Raw genomic sequence first — 17,173 nt, forward strand, 5'->3', positions numbered from 1 at the left:
CGTACGGTCACAGCCAGGTCCTAGGGTGTGGGTGTGCCTGCCCGATCCTCTGCGCCGCGACGTGCCACCGGCACCCGGAAGCGGCGAGAACCCCGTAGCCCGGTCCCGCCGGCCGAGGTCAGCCTCTGCGAGGCGACGGCGCTGGAGCCGGAGTCAACGCTGGAACGCCAGGCGCTCTACCGGGTGCGGTTGGCCGGCCAGGATGCCGTCACGGTGACCTTCCGGCAGTGCCGGTTCCGTGGGGCGGACCTCTCCGAGTGCCGGCTGGATCATGTGGTGTTGACCGACTGCCTGGTGACGGATTCCAGCTGGGCCAATCTGCGCGCCGACGGCGGAGAGCTGGCCCGGGTGCGGCTGGAGCAGTGCAGGATGACAGGCGTGACGGTGGCGGACGGCGTACTGCGGGATGTCACCCTGGCGGGGTGCCGCGTGGACCTGTCGGCGTGGCGGATGACGACCTTCGACGCGGTGTGGTTCGAGGACTGCAACCTTCAGGGCGCCGACTTCACCAATGCGGACCTGCGGGGTGCGACGTTTCGGAGCTGCGACCTGACCGGGGCGGTGTTCCACCACGCGTCGATGGAGGGCACCCGGTTTCGGGGCTGCACCCTGGCTGGTGTCGGTGACTTCTCCAGTTGGCGCGGCGCGGTGGTGGACCACGAGGATCTGATCAGTCTCTCGTACGGCCTCGCCCAGGCGGCCGGGATCCGCGTTGAGGGCTGACGGCGGGCCGCCGGCAGCGGTGGCAGCCCGCTGTCGCGCTGTCGGTCAGTAGGCGTAGACGCCGTACGCGGCCAGGGCTTCCCCGACTGGTTGGTGGAAGCCGCGGGCGTTGTCATTGGGGCAGCCGCCGCCCTGGCTGCCGGAGTGGATGGCGAGTGCGGTGTTGCCGGCGAAGATCGGGCCGCCACTGTCACCGCCGGCGGAGCAGATGGTGGTGACGACCAGCCCGTAGACCGGCCCCACCGCGTAGTTGGCCGTGGCGTTGATGGCGACCACCGTGCCGCTCTGCGTGCCGGTGGTGGAGCCGGTGCGAGTGACGTCCTGACCGACATAGGCATCACCGCTGGCGGTGATGTCCCGCCAGCTGTTGCCGACCTTGACGTGGCCGTAATCCTGCTTTCCGTTCTGGGAGTAGACGATGCCGTAGTCGTCGCCCGGGAAGCTCTTGTGGAGCGCGGGCCCGATCAGTTCTGTCCTGCTGGAGTTCCCGTACCAGCTTTCGGTCCCGGTGATGCAGTGCCCGGCGGTGAGAAAGTAGTAGCTGTTGGGGGAGGTCTTCACATTGAAGCCCAGGCTGCAACGGTACCTGTGGTTCCAGATACCTTCGCCGCCGATGACGTCGGTGCTGAGAGCTCCGGCGCGGGCTTCGATGCGAACGGCGCCGTTGGTGCGGGCGGCTGCTTTCTGGACCTGGGTGAGTTTGTCGCCGGTGATGGTGCTGTCGATGGAGAGGACGACCTGGTTGGTGGCGGGGTCGGTCCACCAGGCGGTGCCGGGGATTTTTGCGGACTGTTCTAGTTCGGCGGTGGCGGCGCGGAGTTGGGCGGCGCTGCGGGTGACGAGTTTGGGGGTGGCGCCTTCGGTGCGTATCTGGCGGGCGGTGGTTTCGTCGGTGACGGTGATGATCATCGTGCCGTTGTGGTCGGCGTAGACGCCGGCGGTGCGGTCGCCGAGGCGTTCGGCGAGGCTGGTGGCGGCTTCGGGGGAGGCGGAGGCGGCGGGTGTGGCTTGGGTGGGTGCTCCCAGAAGACCGCTGGCGACCAGTGTGCCGGCCACGGCGACAGCACCAACCCGACGGAGCGAGGGCAGGGTGGATTTCATTGAACCTCCCCGGAGGGACGGCGGCCGTTATCCGCACGAGCTCTGGCCCATGAGGCTTATCCGGCCTGAGTGATTAGTTGATATAATTTATCAGCGATTTCGATGCTTGACAATGTCGATGATGGGCGAGTAAAGGTCGATCTCGGTGACTGGCAACGGACGCCCTTGAGTGTGACGCGCCTGGAGATTGCGACTTTCCCGGGTGTTGATCGCGTTCATTGAACGTGAATGAGGCGTCGTTTCAGAACCGTTTTCAGGTCACGCGTGTTTCGTCGGCGCAGTGCTGGGACTCATGAACCTGCTGCGTGACATGGTCACTCGTCGGCGTCGGCGTCGGCTGCTTCTGCGTCGGTGTCGGCTGCTGCTTCTGTGGCGGTGGGGCGAAGCCGCCGCGTGGGAGTTCCGCTGGGGCGGTCGCCGCGGGGCGCACCGGCAAACGGTGCGACTTCGCTGGCTGGGTCGCGCCAGTGCGGCTTTCGACGCGCGTACAGCAGCAGTGGGGTTGTGATGATCAGGACAGCCAGCCCGATCAGCAGACCCAGGTAGAGGGTGGGGCTGCCGATGCCGATGCCGATCTGGCTCGGCGGCACGAGGCTGGAGGCGAGGGCGAGTGCCGAGGCGACGAAGCCGGCTCCCCCGATGATCCACATGCCGACCAGTCCGCCCGGCACCCGGTATGGCCGTGGTCGGTCGGGTTGGCGATAGCGGAGATAGATCGCCGAGGCGAACATGATCAGGTAGACGACCAGGTAGAGGAGCCCGGCGAGTTGGCTGAGGATCTGAAAGGCCGCCTCCATCGATGGCATGAAGACGAACACCACCGCCACGGAGCTGACCGCCGCTGCCTGAACCAGCATGATTCGGATGGGCATCCCGTTTTTGTTGGTGGACTGATAGAAGGGGGGAAGGTAGCCGGCTTTCGCCACCGCCTGTAGGGCGGTGGATGGCCCGGCCACCCAGGTGACGATGCCGGCCAGGACACCGATCGCGAGCGCGAGCGCGAGAATCGGCGTCGCCCAGGACAAGTCCAGCCAGTGGAACGCGTTGATAAATGTGATGAGCAGGGATTGGGTGTTGCCGGTCTCACTTCTTGGTACGACGAATGCAATCGTGAGTGTTCCCAGGATGAGAATGGACGCGGTTCCCACCGCCGCGATCAGTATCGCCACCGGGTAGCCTCGATCGGGATTTTTCACATCTTGGACGTGGACCGCATTCATTTCCATGCCGGAGTAGAAGAGGAAAATGCTGGCGGCGAGCGCCAGGTTGTTGAGGCTGCTCAGGTCGGGAATCGCAGCACCCCAGTCCAGTTGGATCTGTGGCGTACCGCCGGAGATCAGGTAGGCGACGCCGAGGGTGACGAGGGCGGCGGCGGGGATGATCGTTCCGACAATTCCACCCCACTTCGCGATACGGGTGAAGGCGGCTACCCCGCGGGCGGCGATGGCGGTCGCCAGCCAGTAGACCGCAAGCACGGAGAGCAGGACGTAGAGCTGGTTGCCGGAGAGCTTCGCGTCCACGGTGGCCTGTGGGCCGGTGTAGGCCAGAGAGATCGCGGCAAAGGTGAGGACCAGAGGGAACCAGATCGTCACCTGCGCGATAAGCAGGAATATGGCCAGGAACCCCCAGCGGGCCCCGAACGCCTCTCCGGCCCACCTGAACACGCCGCCCTTCTCGGGCCATCCGGTGGTGAGTTCGGCGGCGACGAGCGAGACCGGAATGAGGAAGAAGGCTGCCGCAAAAAAGTAGAAGAAAGCTGCGCTGAGTCCATACTCGGCCTCGGTCGGCGGGCCGTCCAGGCTGAGTACCGCGACGATGTTGAGCATCGCCAGCCCGACCACAGTGATTTTCGCCGGGCTTTTGGCAGATGGCATTACGTCTGAGGAAGCCATCACGACCCCCGGCGGTAACCAAGCTCCGTCCGGATCACCCTACGTGGTTCCCGTAATTCGACACCGAGGTTTCGCCGAAGCCGCGGTCGCGGCACGTCCGCCGCCGCAACGCCAACTGTGAGCTCTGTAGCCGAGGATTGCCGCGCTCGGCAACAGCGCGCGCCGCTACCCGGACCTCGACGCCAACGCGTCGGGTCCGCTCGTAGCCGCACTCCTTGTTCGCACGACGCGCCACAGCAGCCAGAGCACCCACAAGGCCAGCCCCTGGGCGGCGAGCCGTGGCCCGGCCAGGGAACCCAACTCCCGGCTGTACCTCCACCGACGGCACCGGCTGCGGCCCAGCCACCCACGACAAGATGTAGCCCAGGTCCAGGCCGGACGGGCCGACCGCGGTCGGCCACCTGCCCAACGCCAGCACGGCCGCGGCGGCCACGCCGAGTAGACCGGTCAGCAGGCGCGTACCTCGCCGTCGTCATCGCGTTCCCCGTAACCTCCCGCTCCCCTGGTCCAGCCTCCAGGGCTCAGTCACGACAGCGGCTCGGCAATGGCCTGTTAACCCGTAAAGCAGCGAACAGTGGCGAATTGACCGGATCTCACCTTCGACCCACAATCGATCTCGCGTCGCCCGCCAGCGATCACTCGACACCCGGGATCGGAGCCCCATGACTGATTCGCCCAAGTCCGGCGACCCTGCTGCGGAGGGGCTCGCTGCCAGCGCCCCCTCGTTGCCATCGGAAAGCGACGGGGGCCGGCAGACGGTCCACGCGGTACGGGTCCAGCGTCACACCGGGTGGCGTGAGCACGCCATCCAGCTACTCCCGACCCGACTGCGGCGTCAACACCTGGTCGTTGTGGTTTCCTTGGCGGTCACGTTGTCCGCGGTCGCGTTTAGCGTGCTACCGGACGCAGCGGTGGAGCCTTCGCCTACCGGCGTTACGCCCCCCGGCACCGAATCCGCGCCGACCACCGCCGCACTCGTGCCGTCCCCCTCTTCGTCCCCGTCCGAATCCGCATCTCCGCCCCAAGCGCCGGCAGGGGTGGCCGCGACCGATGCGCCCGCCCCCTCCAGTGCGCCGACCCGAACCGTGTCGGCACCGTCATCGCCGGCCAAGCCCAGCGCCGGCTCGACCCAGAAGTGCAGCACCGTGCAAGAAGTCAAGCTGTGCTCGCGCATCATCGGGTCGGGGCCGTTCAAGCTGGAAACGTCCGTCTACTCGCCCCGTGCCCTGACCGGAACGTGGGTTTACAGCACAGGCGTCGAGGGTGATGGCGGCGAGCCGACCGACGAACTCGTTCACTTGGACCATCTCCGGGCAGGTAACTCGTCCTGGACGACCGCCTGTGGCAAATTCACGACCATGTGGAGCAGCCTCATCGGGCGCGATGAGCTGACGATAGAGACGAAATCGGTGACATGCCCCTAGCCGTCCTGACCGCCGACAGTGACTCCCTCCCCAGCGCGCCGTAACCGGCCCTCACGGCGCGGCCACCACCGTTGCCGACGACGTGTTGGCCCTGCACTGCACATCCAAAAAACAGGATCCCCGGGGTACTGCCGACATTCGGCCGCGCCCCGGGATCGTGTCGTTGGCTACCGTAGGCGGCTGCATAGCCACAGTGCTGCTGGTGGCGAACTCATGTCCCCACCACAACCGCTCGAATGGCAAGATTCGCCGTCGGACCGAGGGACCGCGTGGCTATGGTGGGCGCACCCGGTCGAGGAGATTCGCGCATGCCAGCAGCACCGAACGTGTACACCCACGGGCATCACGAGTCGGTGCTGCGCTCGCACCGGTGGCGTACTGCCGAGAATTCGGCGGCCTACCTACTTCCGCATCTCGTGCCGGGTATGTCGGTGCTCGACATCGGCTGCGGGCCGGGCACCATCACCGCCGACCTGGCGACCCGCGTCGCACCCGGACACGTCACCGCCGTGGAGATCAGCGGTGCTGCACTCCAACTCGCCCGCGCGGAGGCCGACTCACGGGGTCAACGCAACATCGACTTCGCGGTGTCCGACGTCCACGCACTCGACTTCCCCGACAATGCGTTCGACGTCGTCCACGCCCACCAGGTGCTTCAGCATGTCGCTGATCCGATCCGGGCGCTGCGTGAGATGCGCCGGGTTTCCCGTCCCGGCGGAATCGTCGCCGTGCGGGACAGTGACTATGCGGCGTTCACCTGGTTTCCTCGTGTTCCTGCGCTGGATGAGTGGCTTGGCCTGTACCAGCAGGCCGCCCGCGCCAACGCGGGCCAGCCGGACGCCGGCCGACGCCTCCTTTCCTGGGCCCAGGCCGCCGGGTTCACTGACGTCCGAGCGTCGGCGAGCACGTGGTGTTTCGCCACGCCGGCGGACACGCGATGGTGGGGTGAGATGTGGGCCGAGCGGATCCGGAGTTCGGATCTGGCCCGACAGCTGCTGACCTCGGGCACCGCCACGGCTGGGGACCTGCGCCGTATCGCTGACGGGTGGCGGGAGTGGGCTGCGGCAGCGGATGCCTGGTTCGCCGTTCTGCATGGCGAGATTGTCTGCCGTTCCTGAAGCTCCGATGTGGCGTGGCGGACGGGCTGGCCGTACTCGTTCGGCACCGCCCTGCAGGCCGGGCGCACCTCGTGGACCGCTCCGTTGGACGCCCGCCCGGACTACCCAACCGCCATCCAGTAACCCGCCACGACGTCCACATCGTCACCGCCACCACCAGCACAAGACCGAAAGGCAGCACGAAGAAAACGAAGACCTCGACTAACCCGAGGTCAGGCCGCGCAGGCTAAAGATCAAGTTAGTTCTTCCGTGGCGGTTGACGCCCGGCTGGCCTCCACGGCAATGCGCCGGTATGGAGGCTCAGCGTGAGTAGTACTCGACGACGAGTTGTTCCTGGCAGGTCACCGGCACCTCGGACCGTAGCGGCAGCCGGAGTAGTCGTACGGTCAGGTCGGCGAGGTTGGCCGCCAGGTAGGGCGCGGACTCTTCCGTAGCGTGCGCCCCGGCCGCCGCGACGACGAAGGGCGTCTTGGTGCGGCTGCCGGCCGCGACCGCGATGACGTCACCCGGGCGCAGCCGGGCCGACGGGCGGTCGACCCGGCGTCCGTTCACCGTGATGTGCCGGTGGGTGACCGCCTGTCGGGCCTGGTAGATCGTCCGCGCCAGCCCGGAGCGCAGGACCAGTGCGTCCAGTCTGGTCTCCAGGTCGACGATGAGGGCCTCGCCGGTCTTGCTTTCGAGCCGGGCGGCCCTTGTGAATGCCTGCCGTAGCTGCCCTTCGTTGACGTGGTACTGCGCCTTCAGTCGCTGCTTCTCCAGGAGTCGGATCTTGTAGTCGCTGGTGCTCCGGCGAGCTCGGCCGTGCTGGCCGGGCGGGAAGGGACGGCGCTCGAAGTAGCGCACGCACTTCGGGGTCAGTGGGATGCCGAGGGCGCGGGAGCGCTTGACCTTGGGGCGGGACTGGTTCATTCTGCACCTCTCTAGTAAGGTAAGCCTAACCTAATAGGAGGTGCCAGGTTGAGCAACACCGACCCCGAGGCTTCCGCGCAGCGGCTGCGGACGATCGTCGCTGCGGCCACCTCGCTGGAACTGCGGACACCCGGGCATCGGGCCGACCTGGTCAACCGGCACACGCTCGATTCGAGCGGCCGGATCCGGCTGGACCTCCCGGTCAACAGCCGGTTGGCCACCGACATCACCCGCCAGCGCGAGGTCACGGCGGTCGTTGAGATCACCGATGTGGCCCCGACGCCGGTCCGGGAGCGCGTCCGCGGCCGTGGCACCTTCAGTGGTTGGCTCACCCCGGTCACCCCCGGCGCCACCGGCGACCATGAGGACCTGACCGTCGAGTTCGACCTCGCCGCCGTCGAGCTCAGCGTCGACGGCGCCACCACGGCGGTGGACCCGGCCGACTTCGCCGCCGCCGAGCCGGACCCGCTCGCCGCCGAAGAGGCGGAACTCCTCTGCCACCTCGACCGCCACCACCCGCGTACGGTCGAATCGCTCTGCCGGCTGGTCGCACCACGGCACCGGCACGGCGTACGGCGGGTCGTTCCGCTTCGCCTGGACCGGCACGGACTGGTGCTCCGGCTGGAGCGGATGAGCGGCCACCGCGACGTCCGGCTCGGGTTCACCCCGGCGTTGCGCCACCCGGACGAGCTCCGCGAGCGGATGGCCACGCTGGTGGAGCGAGGTGCCGCCTGCAGCCGGCGTTCCCGGACCTGGTGATCGGCAGCCACCGTCACCTCACCCGCCAAGCTGCTGAGCTGGCGATCAGGCGGGCCAGGCTGAGTTGACGATCAGACGGATGGAATCCCGCACTCCGGCGCTGGCAGGCCGCAGGGGCTGGCAGTCGCGGCGGCCGTGCCGTGGGGCGAGGCGCCGGACCGGTGCGGTGCGGCCTTGGCCAGCAGGTCCCGCAGCCCCGCCGTGAGGTCGGCGCTGGAGGTGACCCGGCGGGTGAACGGCAGCCGGACATCGAGGTCGCCGTCTGGCGCCTCGGCGCGGAGCACCACGCCGTCGGCGTCAACCGCAACCGGCACGACTCGCGTCGCCTTCGCCGTCAGCTCCGGGTTTACCAGCGTCGTGAGCTGGTCCACCGCGTCCCGATGGTGCCGGATCAGATGCTGCAGCTGGGTGGCTTCGACAGTGGCGAGCGGATCCGGGCAGGTCGCCCGGTAGGTGCTGGCGCCCACCAGGGCTTCATCGTCGCCGCTGCTGACGGTGACCTCGACCGGTTCGACCGTCCAGAGCGCGACGGGGGGCAGGTTGAGCAGGGACATCACCGTGTCGGCGTCGCAGGACTCCAGGTTCGCCGGGTCGAATCGGTGCGCGGTGCCCGTTACTCGCACTCTGGCCCGCACCCGGGAGCGGACGGCGACCGGGACGAGCTGGGTCACGTCGAGTTGCACCTCGCCGCGTCGCCCACGGGCCGCCACCAGCAGACCGCCGGTCGGGCTCATCGCATCGACCGCCAGGATCACCGTGCCGTCGGGCAGCACGGCGTGCGACTGGATCAGGTCAATGGCGGTGTCGCCGAGACACAGCCGCAGGGACGTGGCGGTGGAGAGGGCGGAGCGCGAGACCACCGCGTGGTGGTCGGTCGGCAGGACGCGGGTACCCGCGAGCGCCGTCTCCGACATCGCCCCACGAGCGGGCCCTGAACTGGTCAGACTCGCTGGCCAGTCGCCTGGATGGAACGCCATGTAGTCCCCTCGGCCATGGAAGTGAAGTGAGCTCGGCCTCGGACTTCGACTCTAATAGGTAAGCCTAACCTTGCCAAGCGCAGTGCTCGGCTGCCGATGTCGCGGGTGAGGCAGTTCACCGTGGGCCGGTCGGGGCCGGGCGACCGCCGAGGGCGGGCCCGGGCGACCGCCGAGGGTGGCGGCGGGCTGACCGAGCGCACACCAAAGCCCCCGGCTGCTGCGCCGAGGGCTTTGGGTGGACCGGTGCGCCGGCGGTCAGGCGGGCCGGTAGGTGAGGCAGTCGCTGACGGTGGCGCCGGGGCCGACGGTGATGGACTCGGCGGTGCAGGCGAGGTTGGTGTTGAAGGTGCACTCGGAGCGGGCGCAGGCGCCCACCGCGCCGGTCACCTCGGCGACCCCGCCGGAGACGGTGGACTCCACGAACGTCGCGCAGGAGGCGGCGTCACCCGCCGAGGCCACGGTGATCGCGGGAGCGTGGCAGCCGCCGTCGTTGAAACTGCACGCTGTGGCGGCGCATTCGCGTACCGGGGGTGACTGCAGCAGAGTTTTCATTGATGCCTCCAAGGCCGTGCGGGCCGGCAGGCCGGAACGAGCCAGCGCGGCGTAACAAGGTGTCAGTCAGCATTGCCGCAGTGGCGAGACGTAAACGTGGAGCCCGTGTGTACTGCGGTTTCCGACGCCGTCACTGTAGCAGTAAACCTCACCCAGTAAGGAATAATCATGTTTCGTTGTTTGCTGCGCCTGAGTGACGTAAGTAAGCCTTACCTAGGTTAGGCAAGTCTTGCTTTGCCTGCTGGTTAAACCTAGTTGTAGCCCTTGTTTCGGCGTTTTACTTCCGCGATTTTAGGCAGGATGTCGGCTGAAATCCGACCCGTTTGAGTGATGGCCACCCACTGACGTGCGGACGGCAGTCGGTACGGGTTTCGGCCCTCACGCGTACCGGCGGTGGTAGAGCCGAGTGGCCACCGGAGCCGCCACGCCGAGGATCACGACCCACCAGATCACCGCGTACCAGCCGGTGTTGCCGGCCGGCAGCCCGAGCAGGAGCGCACGAACGGTGTCGACAACCAGGGTCACCGGTTGGTGCTCGACGAAGCCGCGCAGACCGTCGGGGAGCGTCTCCGGCTGGACGAAGGCGCTGCTGGCGTAGGGGCTGAACATGAGGATCAGGCCGAGCCCGCTGGCGCCGTCCGCCGACCTGGCGAGCAGGCCGAGCGCGGCGGCGACCCAGGCCAGTGAGAAGGCGAAGAGGAGGAGCGTCCCGGCGACCAGCACCCAGTCGAGAGCGGAGCCGGCCGGGCGGAATCCCACGGCGATTCCGAGGCCGACCATGGCGACCAGCGAGATCGTCGCGCGGACGACGGCGGCGACGACGTGACCGACGATTACCGCAGAATCCGCCATGGCGATCGTGCGGTACCGGTCGACCACGCCCTCCTGCATGTCGGATTGGACGGCCGCACTGGTGGAAACAGCGACCATCGTGACGCCGATGACCAGAATGCCGGGGACGAGGTAGTTGACGTAGGCGGTGTTTCCGACGTCGATCGCCCCACCGAACATGAAACGAAACAGCAGCAGCAGGGTCGCCGGCAACATGAGCGCGGTGAAGAGCTGGTCGGGGCTACGGGTCAGGTGCCCCAGATGTCGGCCGATCAGGACGAGGTTGTCGTTGATCGCCCAGTACAGCTTCGTTCGGGTATCCGGCCGGGCGACGCCCTCGCCGGTCTGGGTCTGGCTGGTCATCGGAGGGCTCCCAGCTCGTCGTTGGGCTCGCGGCGGGCGGGCATCGAGTCGGCGTCCGGAGGGTCGCTCGCCCGCTGGGTGAGGGCGAAGAAGACGTCGTCCAGGGTGGGCTTGGTCAGCGACAGCGAGTCGATCGCCAGGCGGTGCTCGGCCAGAGCGTCGAGCAGGTGCTTGACCCGCGACGGCCCGTCGATCGCCAAACTGATCGTTCGGGTCTCCGGGTCGCGGGTGAGGCCCGGCCCGACGAGCAGGTCGCCGGCCCGGCGGAAGTCCTCGGGGCCGCTCAGCACGACTGCCACCCGCTCCCGGCCCACGCCTTGTTTGAGCTGGGTGGCGGTGCCCAGGGCGATGATCCGGCCGTCGTTGAGGACGGCGATCTGGTCGGCCAGCCGGTCGGCCTCCTCCAGGTACTGCGTGGTGAGCAGGATGGTGATGCCCTCGCCGAGTAGCTGCCTGATCGCCTCCCACAGCACCGCCCGACTGCGCGGGTCGAGGCCGGTCGTGGGCTCGTCCAGCAACAGCACGGGTGGGGTGACGATTAGGCTGACGGCCAGGTCCAACCGGCGCTTCATGCCCCCGGAGTACGTCTTGACCGGCCGGTCGGCGGCCTCGGTCAACTCGAATCGTTCCAGTAGCTGTGCTGCCCGACGGGTGGCATTGGTCTTGCTGAGCTTCTGGAGTCGGCCCAGCAGCACCAGGTTTTCCCGGCCGCTGTGCAGCCGGTCGAGTGCGACGAACTGGCTGACCATCCCGATTGAGCTCCGCACTCCGTTGCGTCGCCGCGTTACGTCGTAGCCGTTGACGACGACGGACCCGCGCGAGGGCCGGGTGAGCGTGCTCAGCGTCTTCACCACGGTGGTCTTGCCGGAGCCGTTGGGGCCGAGCAGGGCCAGCAGGGTGCCCCGGCGAACGTCTAGATCCACCCCCCTGAGCGCCTCGACCCTCCCGTAGTCCTTTCGGAGGCCCCGAACCTGAATCGCGTATTCGTGCTCCATTTTCCTCCCGCCTCTCCTGTCGCTGCTTCCCGGTGGCGGCGGTGCCAGTGCCGCCAGGCCGGGACCGACTTCCGGTGGCGACCATATATGGCCTATACTGATGGCTATACGCTATACACGGTTAGCGTGGGGTGTCAACGAAAGGGCGGCACGATGGGTTCCGAGCAGGCTCCGCCGGGTGGTGGGTCAAGCACCTTCGAGTTCCTCTGGCGCGAGGGTGACCGCCCGCGCAGCAGCCCCGGGCCGAGGCCCGGGCTCAGCGTCACCCAGGTGGTCGTGGCCGCCATCGCGATCGCCGACGCCGACGGCATCGACGCCGTCTCCATGCAGCAGGTCGCCAAGCGGCTCGAGGTGACCCCGATGTCCCTCTACCGCTACGTGCCGAGCAAGAAGCACCTGGTCGAGGCCATGTTCGACGAGGCATCCGGCGCGCCACCCGGCCTCGACGTGGTGCCCGGCGGATGGCAGGTGCGGGTCGAGGCCTGGGTCACGGCGCTGTGGGGCCGCTACCAGGCCCACCCGTGGATGCTGCGGGCCCAGGTCAGCCAACCGATCGGCCCCAACCAGCTGGCCTGGTTCGAGGCGTTGCTGACCGTCATCAAAGACATTGGCCTGACGTACGAGGAGATGGTGTCGCTCGCCCTCTTCCTCACCGGCGCCACCCAGGGTCTGGCCAGGATCTCCACCGACCTGGCCCGGGCGGCCGGCGAGGACGACCTGATCTCCTACGGGGAGGCGCTGGCCGCGGTGGTCCGCCCAGACCGCTTTCCCACCCTCCGCGCCCTGCTGTCGGCCGGCACCTTCGACCTCCCCGCCGGCGCCGTCGGCGGGGCCACCAGTACCGAACCCGACCTGAGTTTCGGCCTGGGGCAGCTGATCAAGGGCATCGAGGCCCACGTCGCCGCCCGCACCAGGAGTTGAGGCGGTGGGCGGAGGTGGGCGGAAGCCCCGGCCTGCACCGGCTCTCCCGCGCCCCAATCGGGGTCCGCGTCGTTCCCGCCCCGTAGCCCGATGTTCAGGCAGCCGGCACCCAGGCGAGACGCGTTAGCAAACTTATATGTATCGATGTTTTGCTAGCCTTGGCAGGCCCGGAGCATCGAGGAGGATGAGTGCTAGCACGTCGCGCGGCGACTGTAGTCGCCATCATGATCGCAGGCCTGGCGGTGCCGGTCCAGCAGGCCGTGGCCGCTCCGACCAACGACATTCCCTTCACATCCGCGACCACTGTCGGAATCCACAACACCTACGAGCAGGGGGCCTTCGACTATCTGGCTGAGGCGCTGGACACCGGCACCAGCCTGATCGAGATCGACATCTGGCCGAATATCTTTACCAGGAAGTGGAAGGTCAGCCACGACGAGCCACTGAGTAACAACAACAACTGCACCACCGGGTCGACCCTCGCCGACCTCTACGCCGGTAGCCGGAACAAGCACCTCGGTGACTGTCTGGACAACATCCGGGTCTGGCTCGAAGCCCACCCGGACAGCGGCCCCCTGATGCTCAAGATCGAGCCGAAGATGGGCCTCGCCACCGCCTTCGGAATGGGCGTCGACCAGGTTGACAGCCTGGTCCGGAGCCGCCTCGGCGACCGTGTCTTCCGCCCCGCAGACCTGCTGGCCAAGCCCGACGGCGGATGGTACGACTCCCTCGACGAGGCGGCCCGGCTGGGAAACTGGCCCACCCGGGAGGAACTCGCGGGACGGGTGCTCCTCCACGTCATCCCCGGCACCGTGGAGAACAACAATCCATTCGACTGGTGGCCGACCAACGAGCAGTACGCCGGGCATCTCCGTGATCTCGCGGTAGCAGGAGAGATCGAGAAGGCGCAGATCTTCCCCGCCGCCAGGGGCGCCACCAGTGGCGACCCCCGGGACCAGTACGACGCCGACATCCGCCCCTGGTTCGTCCTCTTCGACAGTGGGGCCTCCGGGTGGTTCAACCGTGACACCACCTGGTTCGCGGAGAACAACTACGTGCTGGTGATGACCAGTGCGCACTCGGTCGCACCCGCCATCAGCAGCACCAACCCCACCGAAGCGGAGGCCCGGGATCGGCTGCTGCTCCTGGCCGGCGCCAATGCCAGCGTCATCACCAGTGACTGGACCCAGCTGCCGCAGGTCCAGTCGATGGTTGTGCCGCGCGGGGAGCAGGGCGAGACTCCGTAACCGCCCTCGCTCTGGTTAGTTCCGATGCGCATCGTGCCGGCGGCGATACCTGCCGCCGGCACGATGCAGACCGGGCGGAGCTTACGCCACCGCGGCTTCCCGGGAAGTGGCGAAGCTGGCCACGTGATCGATCGCCATGTCCAGCGCGCGGGCGAGTGGGCGGCTGGACCGGTAGGTGTTGCTCAACAGCAGCCCGCCCTGCAGGGCAGTCATGATGGCTTCGGCCAGTGCGTCGGGATCGGCATCCGGCCTCAGTTGTCCCTGGTCGCGCATCGCGGTCAGCCCCATGAGCAGTGGGGATGTCCACGCGGTGAAGCACTTCTGCAGCACGGTACGAGTCTGTGGATCCCCGTCGGCGAGTTCGCTGGCCAGCGACCCGAGCGGGCAGCCACCCACATTTTGGGCCTCGTCGCGCGCCGCGACGAACTTGTCGCGCCAGCGGCGTAGGCCGGCCAGGGAATCCAGCTGGTCCAGCTCGGGGCGCTGCGCCTCCACGATCCGGTCGGTCTGCTGCCATGCGACCGCTCGGAGTAGATCTTCCTTGTTCGTGAAGTAGTGGTACAGCTGCGACTTGCTGGTCCTGCTTGCCGCCATCACATCGTCGAGGCTCGTGCCCGCCGCCCCGTGCTCGCGTACGAGGTTGGCGGTGGCCGCCACGATGCGGGTCCTGGTCGCCGCTCCCCGGGCGGTCAGCTTGGGGGTGTGCTGCGCGGTTGTCATGGCAGAAGCTTAGCAAGAAAACTGGACTTGATGGTCCAGTTTTTGTCTCCTACTCTGGACCAGTCAGTCCAGTAACAGGGCGCCTGGGAGCGCCGGCGCGACAAGGAGAACGACGTGGCTCGCCTCAACAACGGACAACGCTTTCCGAACCTTCAGGTCCCCGCGGTCGGTGGTGGCACGCTCAACCTGCCCGACGACCTCGCCGGCCAGTTCGGTGTCGTGTTGATCTACCGTGGATCATGGTGCCCGTACTGCAACGCACAGCTCGCGGCATTCCAGCGGGCCAGCGACACCCTCGCGCAACTCGGCGTACGTGTCGTCGCGCTCTCCTCCGACGACGAGGAAACCTCCCGCCAACTCGTGGCGAGTCGTCGGCTCAGCTTCCCCGTCGGGCACAGCGCCGACATCGCCACGGTGGCCGAGGCGACGGGTGCCTACGTCAATGACGAACCGCACCACCTGCAGTCGACCGGGTTTGTCCTCGCGCCCGACGGCACCGTGGTGACGGCCGTCTACTCGAGCGGAGCGATCGGTCGCCTGGTCCCCGACGATGTCGTCGGCCTGGTCCGCTACATCAACGAACACAGCTGACCGCCCACCGGCATCCAACTCAGCTGCCGCATCCGGTCGATGGTGGTACCGCGCGGAGCCTACTGTTCGTCGGGAGCCTGGTAGCGGTAGGTGTTGGGGTTGACCGCCGCCGGCTTGGGGTCCTCCTGCCAGGCCCCCTCGCCGGGGCGGGCGATCAGGGAATCCAGCAGTTCCTCCCGGTCCATGTCGATCGCCCCCTCGATGCCACCCCGCACCGCCATCTGTCGCAGGTCCTCCGTGTCCAACTCCGGTATCGGACGCGCCATGGATCCTCCCTCGATGTCGGCTGGTGGCTGCCTTACCCGGTGCGCCCAGCTTTGAACCGGGCTCGTCGTGCGAACCACGACCTCCTACGCAAACGGCTCCTCGCCACCCACGAGGTGACGCCAATGTCGGCGACGAAGGACGGGAGCAGCTTCGGCGAGCGTCAGGGTGAGTTGCGGGCACGGCGGTGGTGACGCCAGATCTCTCCCACGAGGGGGAGCGGGTTCAGGGCCGATCTCCGTTTCCGGAATCCGGCCACCCTGAACTGCGCCTACTCCGTTCGGGGTGGCCGGATTCGAACCGAGGACCTCTTCGTCCCGAATTCTCGGCGAGCCGGCGTGGTCGCGTGTCATCCGAGGTCGTCCGGGCTGTTGGGTTGCTTCGGGTCGGTTTCGGCGGGCTGGGTTGCGGTACCTCGCTGCGGTACTGCTCGTCGATGAGGAACCGCCCGAAGTGGGTGCGCATGCGTGGCCAGTGCTGGCGGTCGTCGCAGGGGTGGAGTCGGCCGCAGCGGCAGAGGCTCAGAGCAGATTCGGAGTGCTTGGTCAGCAGTGATGTGACCCACAGTGCAGCCGAGTCGCCTCCACCGCGGTGATGGCGTCCCGCCGGCGGAGATGGTGAATCGTTGGCTCTGTGACGGAAAGTACGGAATTTCCGGTCACAGTCGAGGCTGCTACCTCGCCCATCCGAATTAAGATCCACAACTATGCGAAACGTCGTCCTTGTTCCTGGATTCTGGCACGGCACCTGGTGTTGGAACCTGGTCACCGAACAGCTGGCCGCGCGCCAGATCCCCTCGATCGCTGTCGACATGACGGGGCAAGGGCTCGAAGGCCCGTCGCCCAGCGCTCGGTGGAGTCGCCCGTTCGATGCTGCCGCCTTTGCTACTGAGCCGTCCGCTGTTGCTTCGGTCACGGCAACCACCGCGGCCAAAGCCCTGGTCGAGCGCCTGCGTCTGATAGGGGGTGGCGATCCGAGCGTGGTCGTGGCACACAGCATGGGCGGGGTCGTCGCGACCCTGGCCGCAGAGTTGGAGCCGGCGCTCGTCTCCCACGTGGTCTACGTCGCCGCCCTGGTACCGGTCGCCGGCCTGCCTGCTGGCGCCTACGTGACCAGCGATGAGAACGAGGGCGAGTTGGGCACCGCGATGCTGCGAGCGGACCCATTCGCTGTCGGCGCCTCCAGGTTGGACACCGGCGACGCATCCGGCCGCCAGGCTATCCGCGAGGCGCTCTACGACGACGTCCCGGTCGGCACTGTCAACGCGGTGCTCGACCTGCTCAATCCGGACGCGCCGGTGGGTATCGCAGCCGAAAGCATCACCGTGACCCCCGAACGATTCGGTGCCCTCCCCCATACCTATGTCACGTGCAGTAACGACCGTATGATCCGGCCACCGTTGCAACATCGCTTCGTTCGCGAGATCGACGAAATCTCAGCCACCCCAACCACCGTGGTCCCGCTCGATTCCTCCCACTCGCCCTTCCTGTCTAAACCCGCCGCGCTCGCGGACACCATCGCCGCAGTCTGGGAGTGACTCGGCTGGCACGCCCTCGCTTGCTTGCGGCATTGACTGCCCAGGCGGAAGGCATGACGCGAACGTGATCGAGGCCGCCGCCCGGATTGCCACGGCACTGAGGAAGACCCCGAGATCGAGCTGCGGGCTGGCGAACTGACCGAAGCCTGTCTGTGCCCACGGTGACCCCGTGCCTCGGCCAGCTCGCGTCGTTGCCACACCCCCGGAAGCCTCCGTCGCGTCGCCCTTGTCCGGTGCGGCACCGCGCGG

General features: G+C 67.7%; 18 protein-coding genes and 1 pseudogene. 8 read left to right on the forward strand and 11 right to left on the reverse strand.

Annotated features, from left to right (window positions below):
• Positions 1 to 27 precede the first annotated feature (27 nt).
• Positions 28 to 723: a pentapeptide repeat-containing protein gene (locus tag SALPAC3_RS0115325; protein ID WP_018222096.1), complete on the forward strand. Its 696-nt coding sequence runs from the start codon at positions 28 to 30 to the stop codon at positions 721 to 723.
• A gap of 45 nt (positions 724 to 768) precedes the next feature.
• On the opposite strand, the gene SALPAC3_RS0115330 is transcribed toward SALPAC3_RS0115325, so the two are convergent.
• The 4 genes and pseudogenes from SALPAC3_RS0115330 to SALPAC3_RS0115340 all read right to left on the reverse strand — a co-directional run bounded on the left by SALPAC3_RS0115330 (position 769) and on the right by SALPAC3_RS0115340 (position 4,860).
• Positions 769 to 1,824 (reverse strand): S1 family peptidase, encoded by a 1,056-nt coding sequence (locus tag SALPAC3_RS0115330; RefSeq protein WP_018222097.1) that lies wholly within the window; start codon positions 1,822 to 1,824, stop codon positions 769 to 771.
• Positions 1,825 to 2,138: 314 nt separating this feature from the next.
• Positions 2,139 to 3,716, reverse strand: coding sequence for a glutamine/gamma-aminobutyrate antiporter GadC (gene gadC, locus SALPAC3_RS0115335; RefSeq protein ID WP_332308171.1), 1,578 nt, complete (start codon positions 3,714 to 3,716; stop codon positions 2,139 to 2,141).
• A 216-nt stretch (positions 3,717 to 3,932) separates the two neighbouring features.
• Positions 3,933 to 4,192 (reverse strand): annotated as a pseudogene (locus tag SALPAC3_RS29220) (DUF2975 domain-containing protein); the annotation flags it as partial.
• Positions 4,193 to 4,551: 359 nt separating this feature from the next.
• Positions 4,552 to 4,860, reverse strand: coding sequence for a hypothetical protein (locus SALPAC3_RS0115340; RefSeq protein WP_026185609.1), 309 nt, complete (start codon positions 4,858 to 4,860; stop codon positions 4,552 to 4,554).
• Between the two features lies 1 nt (position 4,861).
• On the opposite strand from SALPAC3_RS0115340, the gene SALPAC3_RS29225 reads away from it, so the two are divergent.
• Positions 4,862 to 5,140, forward strand: coding sequence for a hypothetical protein (locus tag SALPAC3_RS29225; RefSeq protein ID WP_018829409.1), 279 nt, complete (start codon positions 4,862 to 4,864; stop codon positions 5,138 to 5,140).
• Between the two features lie 326 nt (positions 5,141 to 5,466).
• Positions 5,467 to 6,258, forward strand: coding sequence for a class I SAM-dependent methyltransferase (locus tag SALPAC3_RS0115350; protein ID WP_026185610.1), 792 nt, complete (start codon positions 5,467 to 5,469; stop codon positions 6,256 to 6,258).
• A gap of 300 nt (positions 6,259 to 6,558) precedes the next feature.
• Here SALPAC3_RS0115350 and rpsD read toward each other — a convergent pair whose 3' ends face one another.
• Complete coding sequence (rpsD, locus tag SALPAC3_RS0115360; RefSeq protein WP_018222102.1) at positions 6,559 to 7,167, reverse strand: 30S ribosomal protein S4; 609 nt, start codon at positions 7,165 to 7,167, stop codon at positions 6,559 to 6,561.
• 48 nt (positions 7,168 to 7,215) lie between these two features.
• Between rpsD and SALPAC3_RS0115365 the strand changes: the two genes are divergently transcribed.
• Positions 7,216 to 7,926: a DUF2470 domain-containing protein gene (locus SALPAC3_RS0115365; protein ID WP_018222103.1), complete on the forward strand. Its 711-nt coding sequence runs from the start codon at positions 7,216 to 7,218 to the stop codon at positions 7,924 to 7,926.
• Between the two features lie 71 nt (positions 7,927 to 7,997).
• Here SALPAC3_RS0115365 and SALPAC3_RS0115370 read toward each other — a convergent pair whose 3' ends face one another.
• The 4 genes from SALPAC3_RS0115370 to SALPAC3_RS0115385 form a co-directional block, all read right to left on the reverse strand.
• Positions 7,998 to 8,840: a DUF2470 domain-containing protein gene (locus SALPAC3_RS0115370; RefSeq protein ID WP_018222104.1), complete on the reverse strand. Its 843-nt coding sequence runs from the start codon at positions 8,838 to 8,840 to the stop codon at positions 7,998 to 8,000.
• 318 nt (positions 8,841 to 9,158) lie between these two features.
• Positions 9,159 to 9,455 carry a DUF1540 domain-containing protein gene (locus tag SALPAC3_RS0115375; protein ID WP_018222105.1) on the reverse strand — a complete coding sequence of 99 codons (297 nt, stop codon included), beginning with the start codon at positions 9,453 to 9,455 and terminating at the stop codon, positions 9,159 to 9,161.
• Positions 9,456 to 9,833: 378 nt separating this feature from the next.
• Positions 9,834 to 10,649: an ABC transporter permease gene (locus SALPAC3_RS0115380; RefSeq protein ID WP_018222106.1), complete on the reverse strand. Its 816-nt coding sequence runs from the start codon at positions 10,647 to 10,649 to the stop codon at positions 9,834 to 9,836.
• A complete protein-coding gene (locus SALPAC3_RS0115385; protein WP_018222107.1) occupies positions 10,646 to 11,644 on the reverse strand; it encodes a daunorubicin resistance protein DrrA family ABC transporter ATP-binding protein in 999 nt (332 codons plus the stop codon). Before SALPAC3_RS0115385 ends, SALPAC3_RS0115380 begins: the two co-directional genes overlap by 4 nt.
• Before the next feature lie 153 nt (positions 11,645 to 11,797).
• On the opposite strand from SALPAC3_RS0115385, the gene SALPAC3_RS0115390 reads away from it, so the two are divergent.
• Both SALPAC3_RS0115390 and SALPAC3_RS0115395 read left to right on the forward strand, forming a co-directional pair.
• Positions 11,798 to 12,565 carry a TetR/AcrR family transcriptional regulator gene (locus tag SALPAC3_RS0115390; RefSeq protein ID WP_018222108.1) on the forward strand — a complete coding sequence of 256 codons (768 nt, stop codon included), beginning with the start codon at positions 11,798 to 11,800 and terminating at the stop codon, positions 12,563 to 12,565.
• A gap of 224 nt (positions 12,566 to 12,789) precedes the next feature.
• Positions 12,790 to 13,812 carry a phosphatidylinositol-specific phospholipase C domain-containing protein gene (locus tag SALPAC3_RS0115395; RefSeq protein ID WP_018222109.1) on the forward strand — a complete coding sequence of 341 codons (1,023 nt, stop codon included), beginning with the start codon at positions 12,790 to 12,792 and terminating at the stop codon, positions 13,810 to 13,812.
• An 81-nt stretch (positions 13,813 to 13,893) separates the two neighbouring features.
• Here the strand turns inward: SALPAC3_RS0115395 and SALPAC3_RS0115400 are convergent, their stop codons facing one another.
• Positions 13,894 to 14,532: a TetR/AcrR family transcriptional regulator gene (locus SALPAC3_RS0115400; RefSeq protein ID WP_018222110.1), complete on the reverse strand. Its 639-nt coding sequence runs from the start codon at positions 14,530 to 14,532 to the stop codon at positions 13,894 to 13,896.
• 114 nt (positions 14,533 to 14,646) lie between these two features.
• On the opposite strand from SALPAC3_RS0115400, the gene SALPAC3_RS0115405 reads away from it, so the two are divergent.
• A complete protein-coding gene (locus SALPAC3_RS0115405; protein WP_018222111.1) occupies positions 14,647 to 15,123 on the forward strand; it encodes a peroxiredoxin family protein in 477 nt (158 codons plus the stop codon).
• A 59-nt stretch (positions 15,124 to 15,182) separates the two neighbouring features.
• Here SALPAC3_RS0115405 and SALPAC3_RS0115410 read toward each other — a convergent pair whose 3' ends face one another.
• Complete coding sequence (locus SALPAC3_RS0115410; RefSeq protein WP_018222112.1) at positions 15,183 to 15,389, reverse strand: hypothetical protein; 207 nt, start codon at positions 15,387 to 15,389, stop codon at positions 15,183 to 15,185.
• 704 nt (positions 15,390 to 16,093) lie between these two features.
• Here SALPAC3_RS0115410 and SALPAC3_RS0115415 point away from each other — a divergent pair.
• Complete coding sequence (locus tag SALPAC3_RS0115415; protein ID WP_026185612.1) at positions 16,094 to 16,924, forward strand: alpha/beta fold hydrolase; 831 nt, start codon at positions 16,094 to 16,096, stop codon at positions 16,922 to 16,924.
• Positions 16,925 to 17,173 lie beyond the last annotated feature (249 nt).

Source organism: Salinispora pacifica DSM 45544, from assembly GCF_000378845.1.
Classification (GTDB): Bacteria; Actinomycetota; Actinomycetes; order Mycobacteriales; family Micromonosporaceae; genus Micromonospora; species Micromonospora pacifica.